The sequence below is a fragment of the Mycobacterium sp. genome, assembly GCF_032161845.1.
GTDB lineage: Bacteria > Actinomycetota > Actinomycetes > Mycobacteriales > Mycobacteriaceae > Mycobacterium.
On record NZ_JAVRQA010000158.1, the window covers coordinates 1 to 16,075 of the forward strand.

The 16,075-nt window shown below is 65.6% G+C and carries 15 protein-coding genes and 1 pseudogene; 1 reads left to right on the forward strand and 15 read right to left on the reverse strand.

From position 1 onward, the window contains the following. The 13 genes and pseudogenes from QOD90_RS09210 to fadD5 all read right to left on the reverse strand — a co-directional run. A pseudogene (locus QOD90_RS09210) lies at positions 1-324 on the reverse strand (hypothetical protein); the annotation flags it as partial. Next, on the reverse strand, positions 291-854 hold the full coding sequence (locus tag QOD90_RS09215) for an Rv1363c family protein (RefSeq protein WP_526348860.1): 564 nt from the start codon (positions 852-854) through the stop codon (positions 291-293). The gene QOD90_RS09215 and the pseudogene QOD90_RS09210, both read right to left, overlap by 34 nt. Further along, positions 851-1,849 carry an RDD family protein gene (locus tag QOD90_RS09220; protein WP_526348862.1) on the reverse strand — a complete coding sequence of 333 codons (999 nt, stop codon included), beginning with the start codon at positions 1,847-1,849 and terminating at the stop codon, positions 851-853. Before QOD90_RS09220 ends, QOD90_RS09215 begins: the two co-directional genes overlap by 4 nt. Further along, entirely contained in the window at positions 1,846-2,601 is a 756-nt protein-coding gene (locus QOD90_RS09225; protein WP_526348864.1) for an Rv1363c family protein, read from the reverse strand. The genes QOD90_RS09220 and QOD90_RS09225 overlap by 4 nt, the downstream gene beginning before the upstream one ends. Further along, entirely contained in the window at positions 2,571-4,121 is a 1,551-nt protein-coding gene (locus QOD90_RS09230) for a virulence factor Mce family protein (protein ID WP_526348866.1), read from the reverse strand. The genes QOD90_RS09225 and QOD90_RS09230 overlap by 31 nt, the downstream gene beginning before the upstream one ends. A 3-nt stretch (positions 4,122-4,124) precedes the next feature. Next, on the reverse strand, positions 4,125-5,282 hold the full coding sequence (locus tag QOD90_RS09235) for a virulence factor Mce family protein (protein ID WP_526348868.1): 1,158 nt from the start codon (positions 5,280-5,282) through the stop codon (positions 4,125-4,127). After that, a complete protein-coding gene (locus QOD90_RS09240) occupies positions 5,282-6,916 on the reverse strand; it encodes a virulence factor Mce family protein (protein WP_526348870.1) in 1,635 nt (544 codons plus the stop codon). The genes QOD90_RS09235 and QOD90_RS09240 overlap by 1 nt, the downstream gene beginning before the upstream one ends. Positions 6,917-6,928: 12 nt before the next feature. Beyond that, positions 6,929-8,527 (reverse strand): virulence factor Mce family protein, encoded by a 1,599-nt coding sequence (locus QOD90_RS09245; protein ID WP_526348872.1) that lies wholly within the window; start codon positions 8,525-8,527, stop codon positions 6,929-6,931. Next, on the reverse strand, positions 8,524-9,555 hold the full coding sequence (locus tag QOD90_RS09250) for a virulence factor Mce family protein (RefSeq protein ID WP_526348874.1): 1,032 nt from the start codon (positions 9,553-9,555) through the stop codon (positions 8,524-8,526). The genes QOD90_RS09245 and QOD90_RS09250 overlap by 4 nt, the downstream gene beginning before the upstream one ends. Further along, entirely contained in the window at positions 9,552-10,781 is a 1,230-nt protein-coding gene (locus tag QOD90_RS09255) for an MCE family protein (RefSeq protein ID WP_526348876.1), read from the reverse strand. Before QOD90_RS09255 ends, QOD90_RS09250 begins: the two co-directional genes overlap by 4 nt. Before the next feature lie 3 nt (positions 10,782-10,784). Beyond that, on the reverse strand, positions 10,785-11,654 hold the full coding sequence (locus QOD90_RS09260) for an MlaE family ABC transporter permease (protein ID WP_526348878.1): 870 nt from the start codon (positions 11,652-11,654) through the stop codon (positions 10,785-10,787). Between the two features lies 1 nt (position 11,655). Then, entirely contained in the window at positions 11,656-12,372 is a 717-nt protein-coding gene (locus QOD90_RS09265) for an MlaE family ABC transporter permease (RefSeq protein WP_526348888.1), read from the reverse strand. Positions 12,373-12,677: 305 nt separating this feature from the next. Further along, positions 12,678-14,333 (reverse strand): fatty-acid--CoA ligase FadD5, encoded by a 1,656-nt coding sequence (fadD5, locus tag QOD90_RS09270; protein ID WP_526348880.1) that lies wholly within the window; start codon positions 14,331-14,333, stop codon positions 12,678-12,680. A 153-nt stretch (positions 14,334-14,486) separates the two neighbouring features. Between fadD5 and QOD90_RS09275 the strand changes: the two genes are divergently transcribed. Beyond that, a complete protein-coding gene (locus QOD90_RS09275) occupies positions 14,487-15,167 on the forward strand; it encodes a GntR family transcriptional regulator (RefSeq protein ID WP_526348882.1) in 681 nt (226 codons plus the stop codon). On the opposite strand, the gene QOD90_RS09280 is transcribed toward QOD90_RS09275, so the two are convergent. Further along, complete coding sequence (locus QOD90_RS09280; RefSeq protein ID WP_526348884.1) at positions 15,164-15,640, reverse strand: SRPBCC family protein; 477 nt, start codon at positions 15,638-15,640, stop codon at positions 15,164-15,166. The two genes, QOD90_RS09275 and QOD90_RS09280, sit on opposite strands and share 4 nt — an antisense overlap. A 37-nt stretch (positions 15,641-15,677) precedes the next feature. Beyond that, the coding region (locus tag QOD90_RS09285) for an acyl-CoA thioesterase (protein WP_526348886.1) at positions 15,678-16,075 on the reverse strand (398 nt) is incomplete at its 5' end.

The window sequence follows — 16,075 nt, forward strand, 5'->3', positions numbered from 1 at the left end:
AACGTCGCCAATGACCTTGTCGCGCTTCCACGGCAGGCGTCGGCGACCCTTCGTCGGGGCGGTCACCTCGGTTGTCTCGACCTCGGGCCCAGGGTCGGGGGACGGCTCGACGATCGTCTCCGCGGGGGTCGACTCGTCCGCAGCCTCGACGGGTTCCGGGCCGTCGTCGGGCGTGGCACCGCCGGTTGCCGCTTCGTCCGATTGCTCGACCTGGTGCGCCTTCTGCCGCGGCAGCCGGTGGCGGTTGCGCGCCGCCTTGCCCTGCGGGACTGAGGCGGCGTCGGCGGCGGTCAGATCACTTGAATCAGCTGACTGATCTTCCACTGCTGTCCCTCCTCGATAGTCGTTACGACCCAACGGGTTCCGCTTTCAATGGCAGTCTTGCCGTCCGGCCCGGTGGATTTTACGTTGGTCGCCACCAGGACGTCGGCGCTGCCGTTGTCGTTCCATCGTTGAACTCCGGCCTCCTGCACGATGCCCGTAGTGGGTTCGGCGCGCGCGACCTGAATGACGATCTCGTTCAGTCTCTCCTTGAACGACTTCGCGAAGTCACCCGTGCCCTGCTTGAGAATTCGATCCGCATAGTCGTTGGCGTGGAACGGATCGAGCGACGTGTACTCCGTCATGAAGCCACGAACGTAGAACAGCGCGGCCGCATCCCGGTCATCGGTGCGGGTAAGGCTCTCGTGTCCGACCAGCATGAAGACGCTGCCCGCGATCGCCGCGGCGGCCAGCACGAAGGCGACCATCGCAGTCAACGGAAGCCCCCACCGCAACGGCGGCTTCTTCGATCGGATTGCGTTCGCGGAGAAGAAGTCCCTGGATTGGTCATCGACCTTGCGACGTGGGCTCATCGGCCGGGCTCGCTCTGCTGCGGCTGACCGGTCTGACCCGTCAATGGCTTCTTGAGCACGGTGAGAACTGCCACCTGCCAACGTCCGTTCGTCTTCTCGAAGTCGGCACGCACGGTCGCGGTGATGAACTTGAGATCGTTGGGATCGGACCCGCGTTGGCCCTGCAGCGCCAGCAGCATCGCCGCCCGATCGGTCGTCGCGGACAGCAAGGCGCTGCTCACCGACCAGTACTCGTTGTCGGTCACGCCCGACTTCTGGACGGCTTGTTGCTGTTGGATCAGTTGAGGACGGTAGCCGTCGGTGGCCAGCGTCTGCGCCCTGGCGAAGTCATCGACCACGGTCTTCGTGCCGTAGCTCAGCAGCTGCTCGACGATCCGCGGGCCCTGTTCGGTGATCTCGATCCTGGCCTTCTCGAGCGCCCGGTCCTGGCGGTACACCTGCAGGTAGCCCAGCCCGCCGCCAGCCGCGCACAGCACTGCGGCCGCGAGCAGCACGCAACCGGCGATCCTCCGGACGTCTCGGCGTGGCGCCTCGGCAGGGTCGACGACGCGGACTTCGGTGCGCAGCAAGAGGTCCGCAAATGTCCGGTGGCGCTTGTCCCCCAGTGGCCACAACCATCCGACGAACAGCGCCGCCGTGTCGAGCACATGGGCCAGGTCGCGCACCAGCAGCCGGATGCCGTCGGCGGGTTCGCCGTCGGAGGTAGTGACCCGGATCCCGGTGACGGCCCGGCCCATCGTCCAGCCGGTGACCGCCGGGATGGCCAGTCGATTGACCAGTATCGCGAGCACGGCAAGCGCGGCGGTGCCGGTGAACACCCACCACGCCCATGAGCCGCGGGCCGTGGTCAGTGCCAACAGGGCCATCGTGGTGATCACGGCGATGCCGGGCAGGAAGTCCACCGCGATTGCACCGGCGCGGGCCGGCCAGGAGGCGTAGCGGGTGAACTCGCCAGCCGCCGGGGTCACGTCGGTGTCGTCGAGCAATGCCGTCACGAGGTGACCTGGTCCAGTCGGTTGATCTTGTAGGTGCCGTCCTCGGGCGCCATGTTCACCCGGAGTCGGTAGCCCTGCTCCTGGTCGGCAGCCTGGGAGTTGGTGACCTTCACGCGGACCGCCACCAGCACGTCGACCGAGCCGTCGTCATTGTGCTTTTCGACGGCTCCGCGCATGTCCGATACCTGGACCGACACGTTCGCCGCCTGGTAGGCCTCGACCAGCATGCTGGCGAAGAGGTTCGCCTGGACGCCGAAGTCGCCGGTCGCGCATTCGATCACCTTGGTCTGGCTGGCCGTCATCGCCGCGATGTCGGGAGCCTGGGTCGCTGCGACACAGTCCTTCGCGCGCGCCAGTGCGAGGGCATCTTCTTTGGCCATGGCTTCGCTCTGATCGTGGGACTTCAGCGCGAGGTACCCGCCGACGCCGACGCCCGCCGTCAGGACGAGTAGCGCAAGGCAGATCGCGACGAGCCAGCCGCGGCCGAACCGCTCGGGGCGGCGCGTCACGTCCTCCTGAGCAATTGCCGTGTCCTCGACAACGTGCTCATCGACCCCTTCCGCGGCTTCTGCCTCGGCGGGCTGATCCTGCAATCGATCGGATTGTGCGTCGGACTGGTCCGACGTGTCGGGTTCTAGGTGGATGCGTTCTCCCGGGTCGCTTCGCTCCTGCCCTCCGGGTTCACTTCCCGGGTCGCTTCGCTCCTGCCCTCCGGGGGGGTTCAGCCGGCTGGTGCCAGCATCTCCTTCCATCCGTTTTCTCCTGGATCACTTGAGTTGGTGACGGAGTACTGGACTCCATCGGGACCGACGACCTGCCCGCTGGACGGGGAGTAGACCGCGGTAGGACCTGCTGCCGGAGTGTAGATGCAAGGGTTGGGCTGCTGGCCACTGCAGGCGACGGAACCCTGGCCAGGCGCCGTCAACGGGTCACTCATCGGTGACGGTGGCGGTGGCAGCTGGTCGGCGGGTAACGGATTCAACCCGTTGTTGATCGTCGGTGCGGGCACCACGTAGCCGGGCTTCACCGGCTGGTCGCAACGCGCCCCTGCCGCGGGGCACGTCAGGATCTGGTTCGGATCCCCGTACCACGGGTTGGTGCCCAACGGTTCGTAGGGCGTGTTGCTGCGGCACTCCTCCGGCGTCGCCCCGCGCTTACCGGGCACGTCCGCACACGGGTAGTTGCGCGCACCGCGAACGACGTTGCCCTGGAAGTCCTTCGGGATCTTGCAGTAGAGGCCGTCGGGCAGGGGCTTGGTGGAGGTGTCGGCCGGCGAACGCCACTCCGACGCAGGCAGGAAGCCTGTCAGGCATGGTGGCGGCTGGCCGATCGACAGGCCGAAGTGCAGCAGGCCCTCGCCCTCGAAGATCGTCCCCGCCTGGGCGACGGTCGCGCCCTGAGGCAGGATCACCAACGCCTGCTCGAGGCCTTTGTGATAGCGCTTGAGCATGTCGGTGACGATCGCGAGGTTCGCCAGGGTCTGGGGTAGCGCTTCCCGCACGTCGCCGAACACGGCATTGAGCTGATCGGCCGTCGGGGCCGCCTGCTGCAGGCCGCTGCGCAACGCCTGATCCTGCTCGGCAGTCTGCGCCGCGATGGTGTTCAGGTTGGCCGCCCACTGCGAGATCGCGTCACCCGAGTTGACCTGGCTGTCCAGAATCGGCGTCGAGTTGTTGATGATGTCGTTGACCGGGCCGAGGTTGTCCTTGAAGTCGCTCGCAATGGCAGTCGTCGATTCCACCAGTCGCTGCAGCGCGGGGCCGAGGCCGCCGACCGCCTGGGACGTCTCGGTCAGCAGCGAGTCGATCTTCTCCTTCGGCAACACGGCCAGGCCGTTGTTGGCGGCGTCGAGCGCGGGCCCGACCTCGCTGGGCACCGTGCTGTTGGTGATCGTCGAACCCGCTGGCAAGTATTTGCCCGGCGTGCCCGACGTCGACACCAGGTCCAGGTACTGCTCACCGATCGCGGACACGGAGTGCACGTTCGCGGTGGCGTCGGCCGGGATCTTCTGATCGCTGTCGATGCTCATGGTGGCTATCACGCCGCGCTCGGTGGGTCGGACGTCGGTGACCTTGCCGATCTGAGTACCGAGGTACGTCACGTTGGCCGTCGAGTAGAGGCCACCCGATCGGGGCAGTTCGGCCTTGAGCTCGTACTGCCCGATGCCCACGACGCTCGGGAGCTTCAGGTAGTACCAACCGAGGACGACCAACGCGATGACCGTCAGGATGCTGAAGAGAACCAGCTGGATCTTGATGAAGCGGGTCAGCATCGCTCACTCACCTCTCTCGACCAGCGGTCCGCCCGGCGCATTGTGCGGGTTCGGGGTGAACCGCACGTCCGGGATCATGGTGGCTGGATCGCGGCCCCACGACTGCTCGAGGGCCCGCAGCATGCCGGACACACCGGTGCCGGACAACAAGCCGTTGTCGATGGCCGACAACGTCAGGTCGACGTTGAGCGACACGTTGATGTAGTCACCGCGAATCGCCTTCGGCACGTTCTCGATGCTGAACGGCGCGGTTCCGATCACCTTCAATGCGCCAAGCAGATACGGCGACGCCTTGCCCAGTTGGACGAGCGGCCGCTGCAAGTTCTGAAGGTTGGCCGTGATGTCCGGATTCGCCTCTGACAGCGCGTCGTTGGTCGCCTTGCTGACGCGACCGAGTGCGGTCACCGCATCGGCGAACAGATCCCTGGTATCGGCGAAGTGCTTGATCAGCGGCGGGAACTCAGTCAGCACGCGGTCCAGGGTGTCGTTGCGTTGCGCGACGATGGACAGCAACCGGTTCGTCGAGTCGATCGCGCGCGTGATGTCCTGGCGCTGGTCGTTCAACTCGGCGGTAAAGGTATCGAGGCGCCCGAGGAACTCGCGGATCTGATCTCCGCGCCCGCCAAGAATGTTGGCGACTTCGGTCTGGATCACCTCGAGGTTCGGAATTCCGCCGCCGGTAAGGATGGTGCCGATGCTGGCCAGCGTCCGCTCCGTGGTCGGGAACGCACTCGCATGAGCGAGCGGAATGGTGTCACCGCTCTTGAGCAACGGGCCCGAGGCGTCCGCAGGCGCGGTGAGTTCCACGTGCTGCGAGCCGAGCAGTGAGGTCTGGCCGATCGCGGCCCTGGTATCGGCGGGCAGCTTCAGCCCGGGCTGGACGTCCAATGTCAACGTCGCGACCCAGTTCTTCAACTCGATCGCCCGGACACTTCCGACGAACACATCGGCGACGCGCACGCGGCTATTCACGTTGAGCGCCAAGGTGTCCGGCATCTGGACGTAGATCGTCATGCTGTCCGCGCTCGTACCTGCGCCACCGGGCACCGGCACGTTCGCGATGCCCTTCCAGCCGCACGACGTCAGGATCAGACCGGCGGCGAGCAGCGCCCCGCCGCGCTTGGCGACGGTCCTCAGCTTCACACGCTTCAGCTTCAGCATTAGCCAGCTCCTGCTTCGGCGGGCAGCGGTGGTCCGGCCGGCGCGGGTGCGGCGGCGGGCGGTGGTCCGGCGGCTGGGCTGATGGCGCCCAGTGGGTCACCGGGGATGACCCCGGGTGCGGGTGCCGGCGGGGGGCCGGGCTGCGGGTACCACGGCGGGGGCAGCGGACTGTTCTCGCCGTAGGCATTCGGCGGGCCGGGCAGCCGGCCGTCGTTCACCCCGAACGCGTACGGGGCGGGCGGTGCGACGATGTCGGGGCCACCCATGAGCTCGCCCAACGATTCCGGGGTCAGCATGTTCTGCGTGAACGGCTGCACCTCGACACCCTGCATGCCCGGGGCGACCGTCCAGCCCGGCTCGTGGTTGCCGTGGGAGAACAGCGTGTCGCGGGAGAACACACCGGGCACGGTGGTGTCCTTGTATCCCGGCGGGGGTTGCAGCCGCGGCTCGGAGTAGGCGATCTGCTTGGGCAGCGTCATCGCGGTGCTGAACTGGTTCAACCCGAACGGCAGCGTGTTGAACTTGATCGCGTCCAGGATCGGCGCCAAATATTGCGCGCACAGTTCCGCAGAATCCTGATACCCCAGCCGGCTACCGGCCTGGATCGAGCTGCAGAGGAACTGCATCGGGTTGGCGAAGTTGTTGATCACCGGCAGACCGACGATGCCACCGGCATTCGGTGCGGCGATGTTGACGACGTTCGCCGCCAGGTTCGGGTAGACGTGCAGGCCGGTTTCCAAGCCCTTGCGGGGTTCGGGTTGCAGGATCGCGTTGGTGACGTCGGCGAGGTTGTTGACGTCCTTGGTCAGCACCGTGGAGTTCTCGTTGAGGAAGCCGCGGGTGGTGGTGAGCAGTTGGTTGAGGTCCTGCACCGCGTTGGCGACCTCGCGGTCGGTGTTGCTGAAGGCGTTGGTGAACTGGGCCAGGTTGTCGTTGAGGGCGACGAACTGCTGATCGCTCTTGTAGAGCGCGTTGACGAACAGCGCCAAACTCTTGACCACGCCGAAGAAGTCGCCGCGCCCCTGGTTGAGGGTGGTCAACGCCTCGGACAGGCTGTTGAGGGTCTTGTTGATCTGTTCGCCCTTGCCGGCCAGACCGTCGGAGAAGGATTCGATGACATCACCGAAGGGGCCCTTGGGTTGTTCCTTGGTGGGGCCAAGGTCGGTCAAAATACGGTTGAGGGAGTCCCGCAGTTCGTCGTATTCGACCGGTACCTGGGTGCGGTCCTCGGGGATCACCGCGCCGCTCTCCATGACGGGGCCGCCGGTGTAGGGCGGGGCCAGCTGGATGGTGCGCGAGGCGACCAGGCTGGGGTTCAGGATCGAGGCGGTGACATTGGCCGGGACCTTGTACTTCGACTCATAGTTGAACGTCACCCGCATCTTGTCCCCGGCCGGCTCGATCTTGTCGATCGAACCAACCCGGACACCCATGATCTCGACCTTGTCGCCCGGGTAGAGCGCCAACGTCTGCGGGAACTCAGCCACCACGGTGTTCGTGGTCAGCTTCTTGTACAGATGCCAGCCGAGGAAGGCCGCCACTACCGCCACGATCACGATGAGCGTGCCCACGATCAGCGACGCCTTGGTCAGCGCGGGCAACTTCATGTTTCGGACGTTGAAGATCGTCGACATCTCTGTGGCCCCCTAACCTTGTGATCCGGGCGGAAGGAACGGCGGATTACCGGGTAGCGGTTCGCCTCCACTACCGACCTGCGGTCCCGGCCCTGGGGGCGGAATCGGACCGACCAGCGCGGGCGGTGGCGGCGAGGTGCCGTCTCCCTGAAGGGATCCCGGCGCGATGTACGGATCGGACGGACCGGGCGTCGCCGGAACCGTCCTGGCTCCTGGCGGACCAGGGGCGAACGGAGCCGGGGGGATCCCCTGGACGGGTGACGGGTACTCACCGGGGAACGCGGCGCTTGGCACGCCGGGGGCCGGCGGCGGCGCGTTCGGGTCCGCAGGCGCCCCGAGCACGTCCGGCGGTCCGTAGGTGTTGGTGCCGTAGGGATTCGGGCCGAATGGTCCATTCTCTGCCTGCGTGCATGGCAACGGATTGCCTGCGGTGGGGAAGTTCCCCGGACCGGGCGCGTAGGAGCACGGCGAGCCGGCGATCACGGCCGGACCGGGATGTTCGGGGGTACCTTCCAGCGGTGTCGGCGCAGCCGGAGGCGCTCCGTTGGCTTGGCGCTGGCCGTTGGGATCTGGGTACCGGAACTCGGGCAGCCCCGAATTGCGCCAGAACTCGTTGGGATCGATGCCTCGCTTCTTGAAGGCGGCGTCGACCCACGGCTGAATGATCCAGTAGGGCAGCAGGTTGACGAGCATCACCTTGAAGTACGGACCCGAGGCGATGGCCTCGGCGAGGGCACCGGTGAACTTGGACAGGGACGTCAGCGTGTCGGCGAGGTCGAACTTCCTGGCCACCAACACGTCGCTGATCGTTTGCAGCTGCGTCAGCACCTTGTTCAGATTCGGGTTGTCGTCGATGAAACCCTTTACCTGCGTGGAGAACTCACCCACCCGCTCGAGAAGCATGTCAACCGCGTACGACCGCTCGTTGATCGCTGCCAGCAGGGTCTTGGCGTTGACCAAGAGGTCGTTGATCTGTCCGCTGCGGCTGCCGAGCACACCGGCGATCTTGTTGGCGTTGGCCAACAGTTTCTTGATGTCCTCGTCGCGCTTGCCGATGGTGTCGGAGAACTTCGCAACGCCGTCCAACGCCGCGCTCAGGTGCGGGTAGGTCTGGTCGATGGTCTCCGACAACACGTTCAGCGACTTCTTGACCGACTCGGTGTCCCAGCCGGAGGCCGCCTTGGTGACGTCGAAGAAGGCGTCGTAGATCTGGTACGGCGTCGTGGTCTGGCCGACAGGCAGAACTCCGTTGGCGCCCAGTGCGGTTGAGCCCTTTGGCTCGATCTCGAGGTTCTTGCGTCCGAGGATCGTGTCCGTCCGGATGTTGGCGCGGCTGTCGGTGCCGATCTTCGTGCCGTTGAGGGAGTAACCGATGACGACCTTGTCGCCCTCGATCTCCATCGACTTAACCTCGCCGACGTCGACGCCTGCGATCCGCACCTTGTCACCGGGGTTGAGACCGCCGGTGTCGGTGAACTGCGCGTAGTAGTTCGGCTGCGCAAAGATCATCGGCACACTGGCGAAACTCTGACCAACGCCGATGACGAGCGTCAGGATGATGATGCCCACCAACCCGTTACGGATCCGGTTGTTGCCTTCGATACTCCTCATTGCGGTGTGCACCTACCCGATGGCTGAGACCAGACCTTGACCGTGCGGACCGGGCCACCCGGCTGCAAACCGTTCAACTTGAGAGTGACGTCGCAGGCGTAGAAGTTGAAGAAGTCACCGTAGATGCCGCCCGCTCGGCCGATGATCTTCAGCGCGGCGGGAATCTTGATCAGCGTGTCGTTCAACTGGTCCTTCTGGTCGACCAGCGGCTGCTGAAGGATCTCGAGGTCGGTGACCGTCTTCTGCAGCAGCGGGCGGTTGTCGCCGAGGAGATCTGCCACCGAGCCTGCCGCGTTGCTGATGTTGGCCACCGACGACGCGATTGGGTCGGCGCGATTCTTCAGCCCAGTCACCAGCGTCTCGAAGTTCTTGACCGTCTCGTCGAACTGCTGCTGATGCTTGACCGTCGTGTCCAGGACGGTGTTGAGATTCTTGACCACCTCACCGATCGCCTGGTCGCGGTCGGCCAGCGCCGAGGTCAACGAGGCCGTCTGGTCGAGGATGTCGTTGATGGTGCCGCCCTGACCCTGGAAGATCGTGATGATCGACGAGGCGATCGTGTTGACCTTGTCGGGATCCAGCGCCCGGAACAGCGGGCGGAATCCACCGATCAGCGCGTCGAGATCGAGTGCGGGCTCGGTGCGGGTGTCCGGGATGGTGCCGCCGGCGGGAAGCTTGGTGTTGTCGTCGCCGCGCTTGAGTTCCAGGTAGCGATCGCCGATCAGGTTCAGGTACCGGATCGACGCCGTCGTCCCCTGGAACAGCTGCAGCGAGCGGTCGACGTCGAAGTTGACCTCTACCTCATTGCCGCCGTTGATCAGTTCGACCTTGGAGACCTTGCCGACCTCGACGCCCGAGGCACGGACGAACTGTCCCGCGCGCAGGCCGCTGGCGTTCTTGAAGATCGCGGAATAGCCGGTGCTGCGATCGAACCGCAGTTGGCCGAACACCACGATGATGAGCGCGGTGAACATCAGCAGCACCAGAGAGAGTGCGCCGAGTTTGATCGCTGTACCGGTGATTCTCATGGGTTGATCGTGTTCTCCCCGATTTGACGTCCCCAGACGTACTCGATCGCGATGGGCTGGCCGAGTTCGAAGTGGTTGTAGGGGGCGATGCTGGCACCGGTGTCCATCACCAGGTACGGGTTCGGCCACAGGTCGTGGGTGACGGACTGCCAGCAGCCTGGCCTGCCCTCGGGGCCGCCGCGGGCGTTGACCCGCGGCAGGTTGTCGGGATACACGTAGGGGTTGGCCGCGCCGAGGACCTGGGAATGGGTGCGCAGCGAGTAGCCGTTGCCGCCGAGCGACGAGGCGATCTTCGGCTCGACGTCGTGGTAGTTGCGGATGGTGCAGAAGAGCATCGGGCTGTACTCGTCGAGCAGTGCGCTCGTCGGCACGAGGTCAGCGGCACCGCGGACCAGGTAGGGGCCTGCCTTCTCGAAGACTTCGCCACCGGTGTTGCCGAACCCGACGGACGCCATCAACGCCTGATCGAGGTTGCCCTGCTCGTCGTTCAGCGTCTTGGCCGTGGTGACGGCACTGTTCAGACCGTCGAACAGATCGGGTGCGGCGTTGGAGTACACATCGGCGAGTTCCGACAGTCGCTGGTTGTCCTTGCGGAGCTGCGGCAGCAGGGGATTGACGTCCGCCAGGATCGTGTTGCCGTTCTCGATCGACTGGCCGAATCGCTCGCCGAGGCCGTCGAGGGCCTGCGCCGTCGCGGTCAGCGTCTGGTTGAGCTTGATCGGGTCGACCTTCTGAGCCACCGACACCACGGTCTCGAACAGGGTGTTGAACTCGGTGGTGACGCCGGATGCCTGAATCGGCGTCGATGGGCTGACCCGCTGCGGCGACGGCTTCGCCGGTGAGGAGAAGGCGATGTACTTGTTGCCGAACACGGTGGTGGCCTTGATCTGGGCATCCACGTTCGACGGAATCAAGTTGGTGAACTGGCGGTCGACGTCCAGAATGACCTTGGCCTTCGGTTCACCGTTCTCATCGATCGCGGTGATGTCGGCGACCCGGCCGATCTCGACACCGTTGTAGGTGACCTTCGAACCGGGATCCATCGACAGACCGGAGCGCGAGGAGATGAGCGTCAGCTTCTCGGGGTCGCTGAAGCCACCCTTGAACTGGATCGACACCAACGCGACGACGACCGCGGCGATCAGCAGCAAGACGAGGCCGGCCACCTTGTACGGAGGTGTGCGCGGCTTGTTGACCGGTAGTTGCATCTGGCCAGGAGCGGTCATCGGCTACACCGTCAGGTTGAAGTTGGCGTTGGTGCCGTAAAGCGCCAACGAAGCGAACAGGACGACCAGGACGATGGCGATCAGCGACGCGCGCATCGAGCGGCCGACGGCCTCGCCGACGCCGACCGGGCCGCCGCTGGCGTAGAAGCCGTAGTAGCAGTGGTTGAGCATGACGATCACCGAGATGATGATCGCCTGCACGAAGGACCAGGCCACGTCGTCGGGACGCAGGAACGTCTGGAAGTAGTGCTCGTAGGTGCCGGTCGACTGGCCGTAGAACAGCGTCGTGGTGATCTGCGCCGACAGGAACGACATGATGATCGCCATCGCGTAGAGCGGGATGATGACGACGAAGCCGGCCATGATGCGCGTCGACACCAGGTACGAGATCGACTTGATGCCCATGACCTCGAGCGCGTCGATCTCCTCGCTGATGCGCATGGCACCAAGCTCGGCGGTCGCACCGGCGCCGACCGTGGCGGCCAGCGCCTGGCCCGCGACGACCGGTGCGGCGATGCGCACGTTGACCAGGGCGGCGAAGAATCCGGTGAACGCCTCGACGCCGATGTTGCCGAGCGACGCGAATCCCTGGATGGCGATCAGCGAGCCACCAGAGAGGGTGACGAAGCCGACGATGGCGACCGTGCCACCGATGACGGCCATGGCACCCGTGCCCATGCCGATTTCGGCGATCAGCCGCAGCATCTCCTTGCGGTAGAACCGGAAGGCGTGCCCGATGGAGCCGACGGCGGTGACGACGAACCAGGCGATGTGGCCGATGCTGTCGAGGAACCGCGCAGGCGAGCTGACGAGCCGCTCGCTGCCAGCGATGGCGCGGGGGAAGCGGGATCTCAGGACCGTAGCTGTGGACATGTCAGCGCCCCGTTCCGAATCGAACGCCGATGGTGGTCATGATGACGTTCACCGCGAACAGAGCGATGACGCAGAGCACCAGGGTTTCGTTGACTGCCGTGCCGACGCCCTTGGCGCCGCCGGAGACGGTGAGGCCGCGGTAGCAGCCGACCAATCCGGCGATCAGGCCGAAGATCAAGGCCTTGACGACCGAGATCAGCACCTCCGGGAGGCCGGTCACCAGCGTCAGGGTCGACACGTAGGCGCCTGCGGAGATGTTCTGGATGTAGACGCCGAAGATGAAGCCGCCGACCAGACCGATGGTGATGACGGCGCCGTTGAGAAGGAAGGCGACGAACGTCGAGGCGATCACGCGGGGAACCACTAGGCGGTGGATCGGGTCGATGCCGAGGACCTCGAGGGCGTCGATCTCCTCGCGGATGGTGCGCGCACCGATGTCTGCGCAAATCGCGGTGGACCCGGCGCCGGCAACCACCAGCACGGTTACCAGGGGGCCGAGCTGCGTCACCGCTCCGAGTGCCGCACCCGCGCCGGAGATGTCGGCGGCACCGAACTCGGCAAGCAGAATGTTCAGCGTGAAGATGATGAGCACGGTCAGCGGGATGGCGACCGCGATGGTGGGCAGGAAGGCGACCCTCATCAGGAACCAGCCCTGGAGGATGAACTCGCGCCACTGGAAGGGCCTGCGGAAGAGTGCCTTGCCCGTGAGGACGCACATCTTCACGAAACCGCCGACAGCCTCTAGACCTGGCTTTACCTGGTCGCGGACGTAGTCGAACAACCCCGGCGTCTGCGCCGTCACCGGTGGGCTTCCATCTCTTGCGTGACGAAGCCGCGACTCCTGCGGCGCAACGGCAGATGCTGTCGCACGCCCCCTCCTTGCCCCAGCTTCGTGTGTGTGATCACTGTCTCCCTACTCATGGGTAGTAAGGCGGACCACAGGAGAGTACCCGATGGGATCGGCGCGGTGCACCGCATCGGCAGGATTGTCATCGGGCGCGTTGGCAAACTCGTCATCGGAGGTCAGCCTTCCGCCGAGTTGGCTGAAACCGTTGGAGCAGAAGAACTTTCGTCAGCGTCAATCGAACCTCCGGCGCCGAAGCGTTCCCTCAGTTCCGTCTTGAGAACCTTGCCGGCGGGGTTCCTCGGCAGCGCGTCGACGACTTCGAGCGCCTTCGGGTGCTTGTATCGAGCCAGGCGTTCGGTGAGGAATTCTTCGAGGTCGCCGAGAGTCAGACCCGATTGCCCCGGCGTTCCCAGCGCGACGATCGCGACGGGAACCTCTCCCCACTTCGGGTGGGGACGGCCGATCACCGCCGCCTCGCCGATCGACGGGTGCGCGGCCAGCGCATTCTCGACCTCGGCGCAGTAAATGTTCTCGCCGCCGGAGATGATCATGTCCTTCTTGCGGTCGACGACCCAGACGTAGCCCTCGTCGTCCTGGCGAACGAGGTCGCCCGAATGGAACCAGCCACCGGCGAAGGCCTCCGCCGTCGCCTTCGGGTTGTTCCAGTAGCCGGCCATCAATGTCGGTGCGCGGTACACGATTTCGCCGACCTGACCGATGGGAACGTCGTTCATGTCCTCGTCGACGACGCGCGCCGCGACGGTCGGGATGACCTTGCCGACCGAGCCCAGCTTCCTGATGGCGTCCTCACCCAGCAGCATGCACGTCACGGGTGACATCTCGGTTTGACCAAAGGCGGCCAGAATCTGGGTGCCAGGGAAGGTCGCGGCCATGTCGCGCAAGAGGGTATCCGAGGCCGGGGCCGCACCCCAGGACAGCACGCGCAATCGCAGTTGGCGGGGCTTGGCGCGCTGGGCGGCGCACACCACCTGCCATTGCGCAGGCACCAGGAAGATACCCGTGACCTGCTCGCTCTCCAGCACGTCGAGCAGTGCGCCGGGATCGAAGGCACCCAGCGGGTAGATCACCGTCGGCCGGCCGAGGAGCAGGCCGGTGATGGTGTTGCCGATGCCCGCGATGTGAAACAGCGGCACACCGATGAAGCCGACGTCGTGGTTCAGGTCGGCACCGCTGGTGAACAGGTGCGTCATCGCCTGGCCGGAGAGGTTGACGTGGGTCAGCACCGCGCCCTTGGGGCGTCCGGTGGTGCCCGAGGTGTACATGATCAGCGCGGGCGAATCGTTGGGGATGTCAACCGGGTCGGGCGCGCTGCCCTCTTCGGCGAGCAGATCGTCGTACCCGAGCAGTCCATCCTCGGTGGTCCCACCGGCGACGATGACGTCGGCCAGCGTGGGATCGAGGTCGCGGACCGCGGTCGCGACCGCCGCGAGAACCGGCTCGGTCACCACGACCCGCGCCTGGCAGTCGCCGACGAGGAATGCGATCTCGAGCGGCGTCATGCGGAAGTTCACCGGCACCGCGATGGCACCGAGCAGATTCGCCGCCAGCACCGACTCGATGAATTCGGTGCGGTTGAGCATCAGGATCAGGACGCGGTCGCCGAACCCGACGCCGCGGCGGGAGAGTGCGCCCGCGAGTGCGGTGACGCGACGTTCGAGGTCACCCCACGTCGTCGTCTGGCCGAGAAACCGGAGCGCCGTCGCGCCGGGCTGCATCAAGGCGTGCCGGGCGAGCTGGCTGGTCCAGTTCTGTCTACGTGCCAGGTAAGGCTGCTCGACGAGCTGCCGATCCGAGGCTGGCGTAGCGGTCAACGTCTGGTGCTCCCTGTATTGCGATGCGCAGGTTGCGCGGCGTTGATATTTGATCAAACATGGTGTTGCCCCGGTCACACTATGGCCTCGGCGGCTCGGGGACAACCCCGGCCTACGGGACTGACAGCGGGGATTCATGGAAGCCGAGGCGTCGTGATCGTGCCAACCAAGCCGCGCCGCGAGTTTCGGCGCGAACAGCTCTCCGATGAAGTGGCCGCGCACCTGCGGTTCCGCATCATGTCCGGCGCCTTGCGGCCGGGTGCCTTCATCCGGCTCGACGAAACGGCGGCCGACCTCGGGGTGAGCATCACCCCCGTCCGCGAGGCGCTGCGGACATTGCGCGGCGAGGGCATGGTGCAGCTGGAACCGCATCGGGGCCACATGGTGTCCGCTTTCACCCGCGACGACATCGAGGACATCTTCTGGCTGCAGGCCGTGATCGCCGGCCAGCTCGTCAGGTCGGCCGCCGAGCGCATCACCGAGGAGGAGATCGACGAACTCGAGCGGCTGGCCGAGACGGTGGCCGACGCCATCGAGCGGCGCGACACCGATGACGTGGTCAACGCCGAGTTCGCCTTCCACCGCGCGTTGAACCGGGCTTCGGGCCGAATCAAGCTGGCGTGGTTCCTTCTTCACGCGGCCAGGTACCTGCCGCCGAAGATCTACGCCGGCGACCCGCAGTGGGGCCGCAACGCCGTCGTCAACCGCCGCGAGCTGATCGCAGCCCTGCGCCGCCACGACGTCGACACCGTGGTCCGGCTGACGGACCATCAGTTCACCGACGCGGCCCGGCGACTCACTGCGCGCCTCGACGAACTGGGTCTCTGGACCTAGCTGTCGCTCCGCTCTCCCCCGCAAGCGGGGGGACCCCCAGCGCCGAGCGTCTCGGCGCGTGTCTTCAGGTTGTCCGCCAGGTGGTCCAGTGCGTCGTTGACCATCTTCTTCACCATCGGCTTTGGCACGGGCATCGTCGTCTCGACGTCGAGGTCGACGGTCAACAGCGTGGTCGGTCCCATTGCCACTACGGAGAACAACTGCTCCTGTTTGGAGAAGAGGTCACCCTGCTGCATGACGGTCTGAATCTGGTTCTCGCCTGGGTAGTAGATCGCCTGGACGTAGCTGATGTCGAAGCCGCCGACGGCAGCGTCGAGTCGCAACTGACTCGGCCGTCCGTCGTCATAGTTGGCGAGCACCCACACCCCCTTCACTTCCTCGTTCCACTGGGGGTAGGACTCGAAGTCCGCGACGATCGCCATGATCGCTTCGGCGGAGGCCTCGACCTCGACGGTCTTGCTCACGAGTGGCATCGGATGAGCCTATCGGCTGCAGCGGAACGCGATCGGGTCAGGTGACGACGGCGGTTTCCAGCAGGGTTCTCAACACGGCGGGGATCGGCACCGGGCGGCGGGTATCGCGATCGACGTACACGTGCACCCAATGCCCGACTGCGGCAACGCCTTTCGGGACACCAGGGTCCTCGGGCGGCGGAAAGACCGCGAGACGGTACGTGACGCTACTGGTCCCGAGCCGGGTGACGGCCAACCCGACGACGAGCGGATCGGGAAACTGGAGCTCCGCGAAGTAGCGGCAGCCTGATTCGGCGACGACCCCCAGCCACGGCGCCGTCACCGGATCGACCCCAGTGCTGGTGTTGAGCCACGCGTTGATCGCGGTGTCGAACAGTTCGTAGTACACCGCATTGTTGAGATGGCCGAACATGTCGTTGTCGGTCCATCGCGTCA

Excerpts from the sequence above, each read along its gene's own strand:
- QOD90_RS09215 (WP_526348860.1), bottom strand. The coding sequence starts at position 854 with ATGAGCCCACGTCGCAAGGTCGATGACCAATCCAGGGACTTCTTCTCC.
- QOD90_RS09225 (WP_526348864.1), bottom strand. The coding sequence starts at position 2,601 with ATGGAAGGAGATGCTGGCACCAGCCGGCTGAACCCCCCCGGAGGGCAG.
- QOD90_RS09230 (WP_526348866.1), bottom strand. The coding sequence starts at position 4,121 with ATGCTGACCCGCTTCATCAAGATCCAGCTGGTTCTCTTCAGCATCCTG.
- QOD90_RS09235 (WP_526348868.1), bottom strand. The coding sequence starts at position 5,282 with ATGCTGAAGCTGAAGCGTGTGAAGCTGAGGACCGTCGCCAAGCGCGGC.
- QOD90_RS09240 (WP_526348870.1), bottom strand. The coding sequence starts at position 6,916 with ATGTCGACGATCTTCAACGTCCGAAACATGAAGTTGCCCGCGCTGACC.
- QOD90_RS09245 (WP_526348872.1), bottom strand. The coding sequence starts at position 8,527 with ATGAGGAGTATCGAAGGCAACAACCGGATCCGTAACGGGTTGGTGGGC.
- QOD90_RS09250 (WP_526348874.1), bottom strand. The coding sequence starts at position 9,555 with ATGAGAATCACCGGTACAGCGATCAAACTCGGCGCACTCTCTCTGGTG.
- QOD90_RS09255 (WP_526348876.1), bottom strand. The coding sequence starts at position 10,781 with ATGACCGCTCCTGGCCAGATGCAACTACCGGTCAACAAGCCGCGCACA.
- QOD90_RS09260 (WP_526348878.1), bottom strand. The coding sequence starts at position 11,654 with ATGTCCACAGCTACGGTCCTGAGATCCCGCTTCCCCCGCGCCATCGCT.
- QOD90_RS09265 (WP_526348888.1), bottom strand. The coding sequence starts at position 12,372 with ATGTGCGTCCTCACGGGCAAGGCACTCTTCCGCAGGCCCTTCCAGTGG.
- QOD90_RS09280 (WP_526348884.1), bottom strand. The coding sequence starts at position 15,640 with ATGCCACTCGTGAGCAAGACCGTCGAGGTCGAGGCCTCCGCCGAAGCG.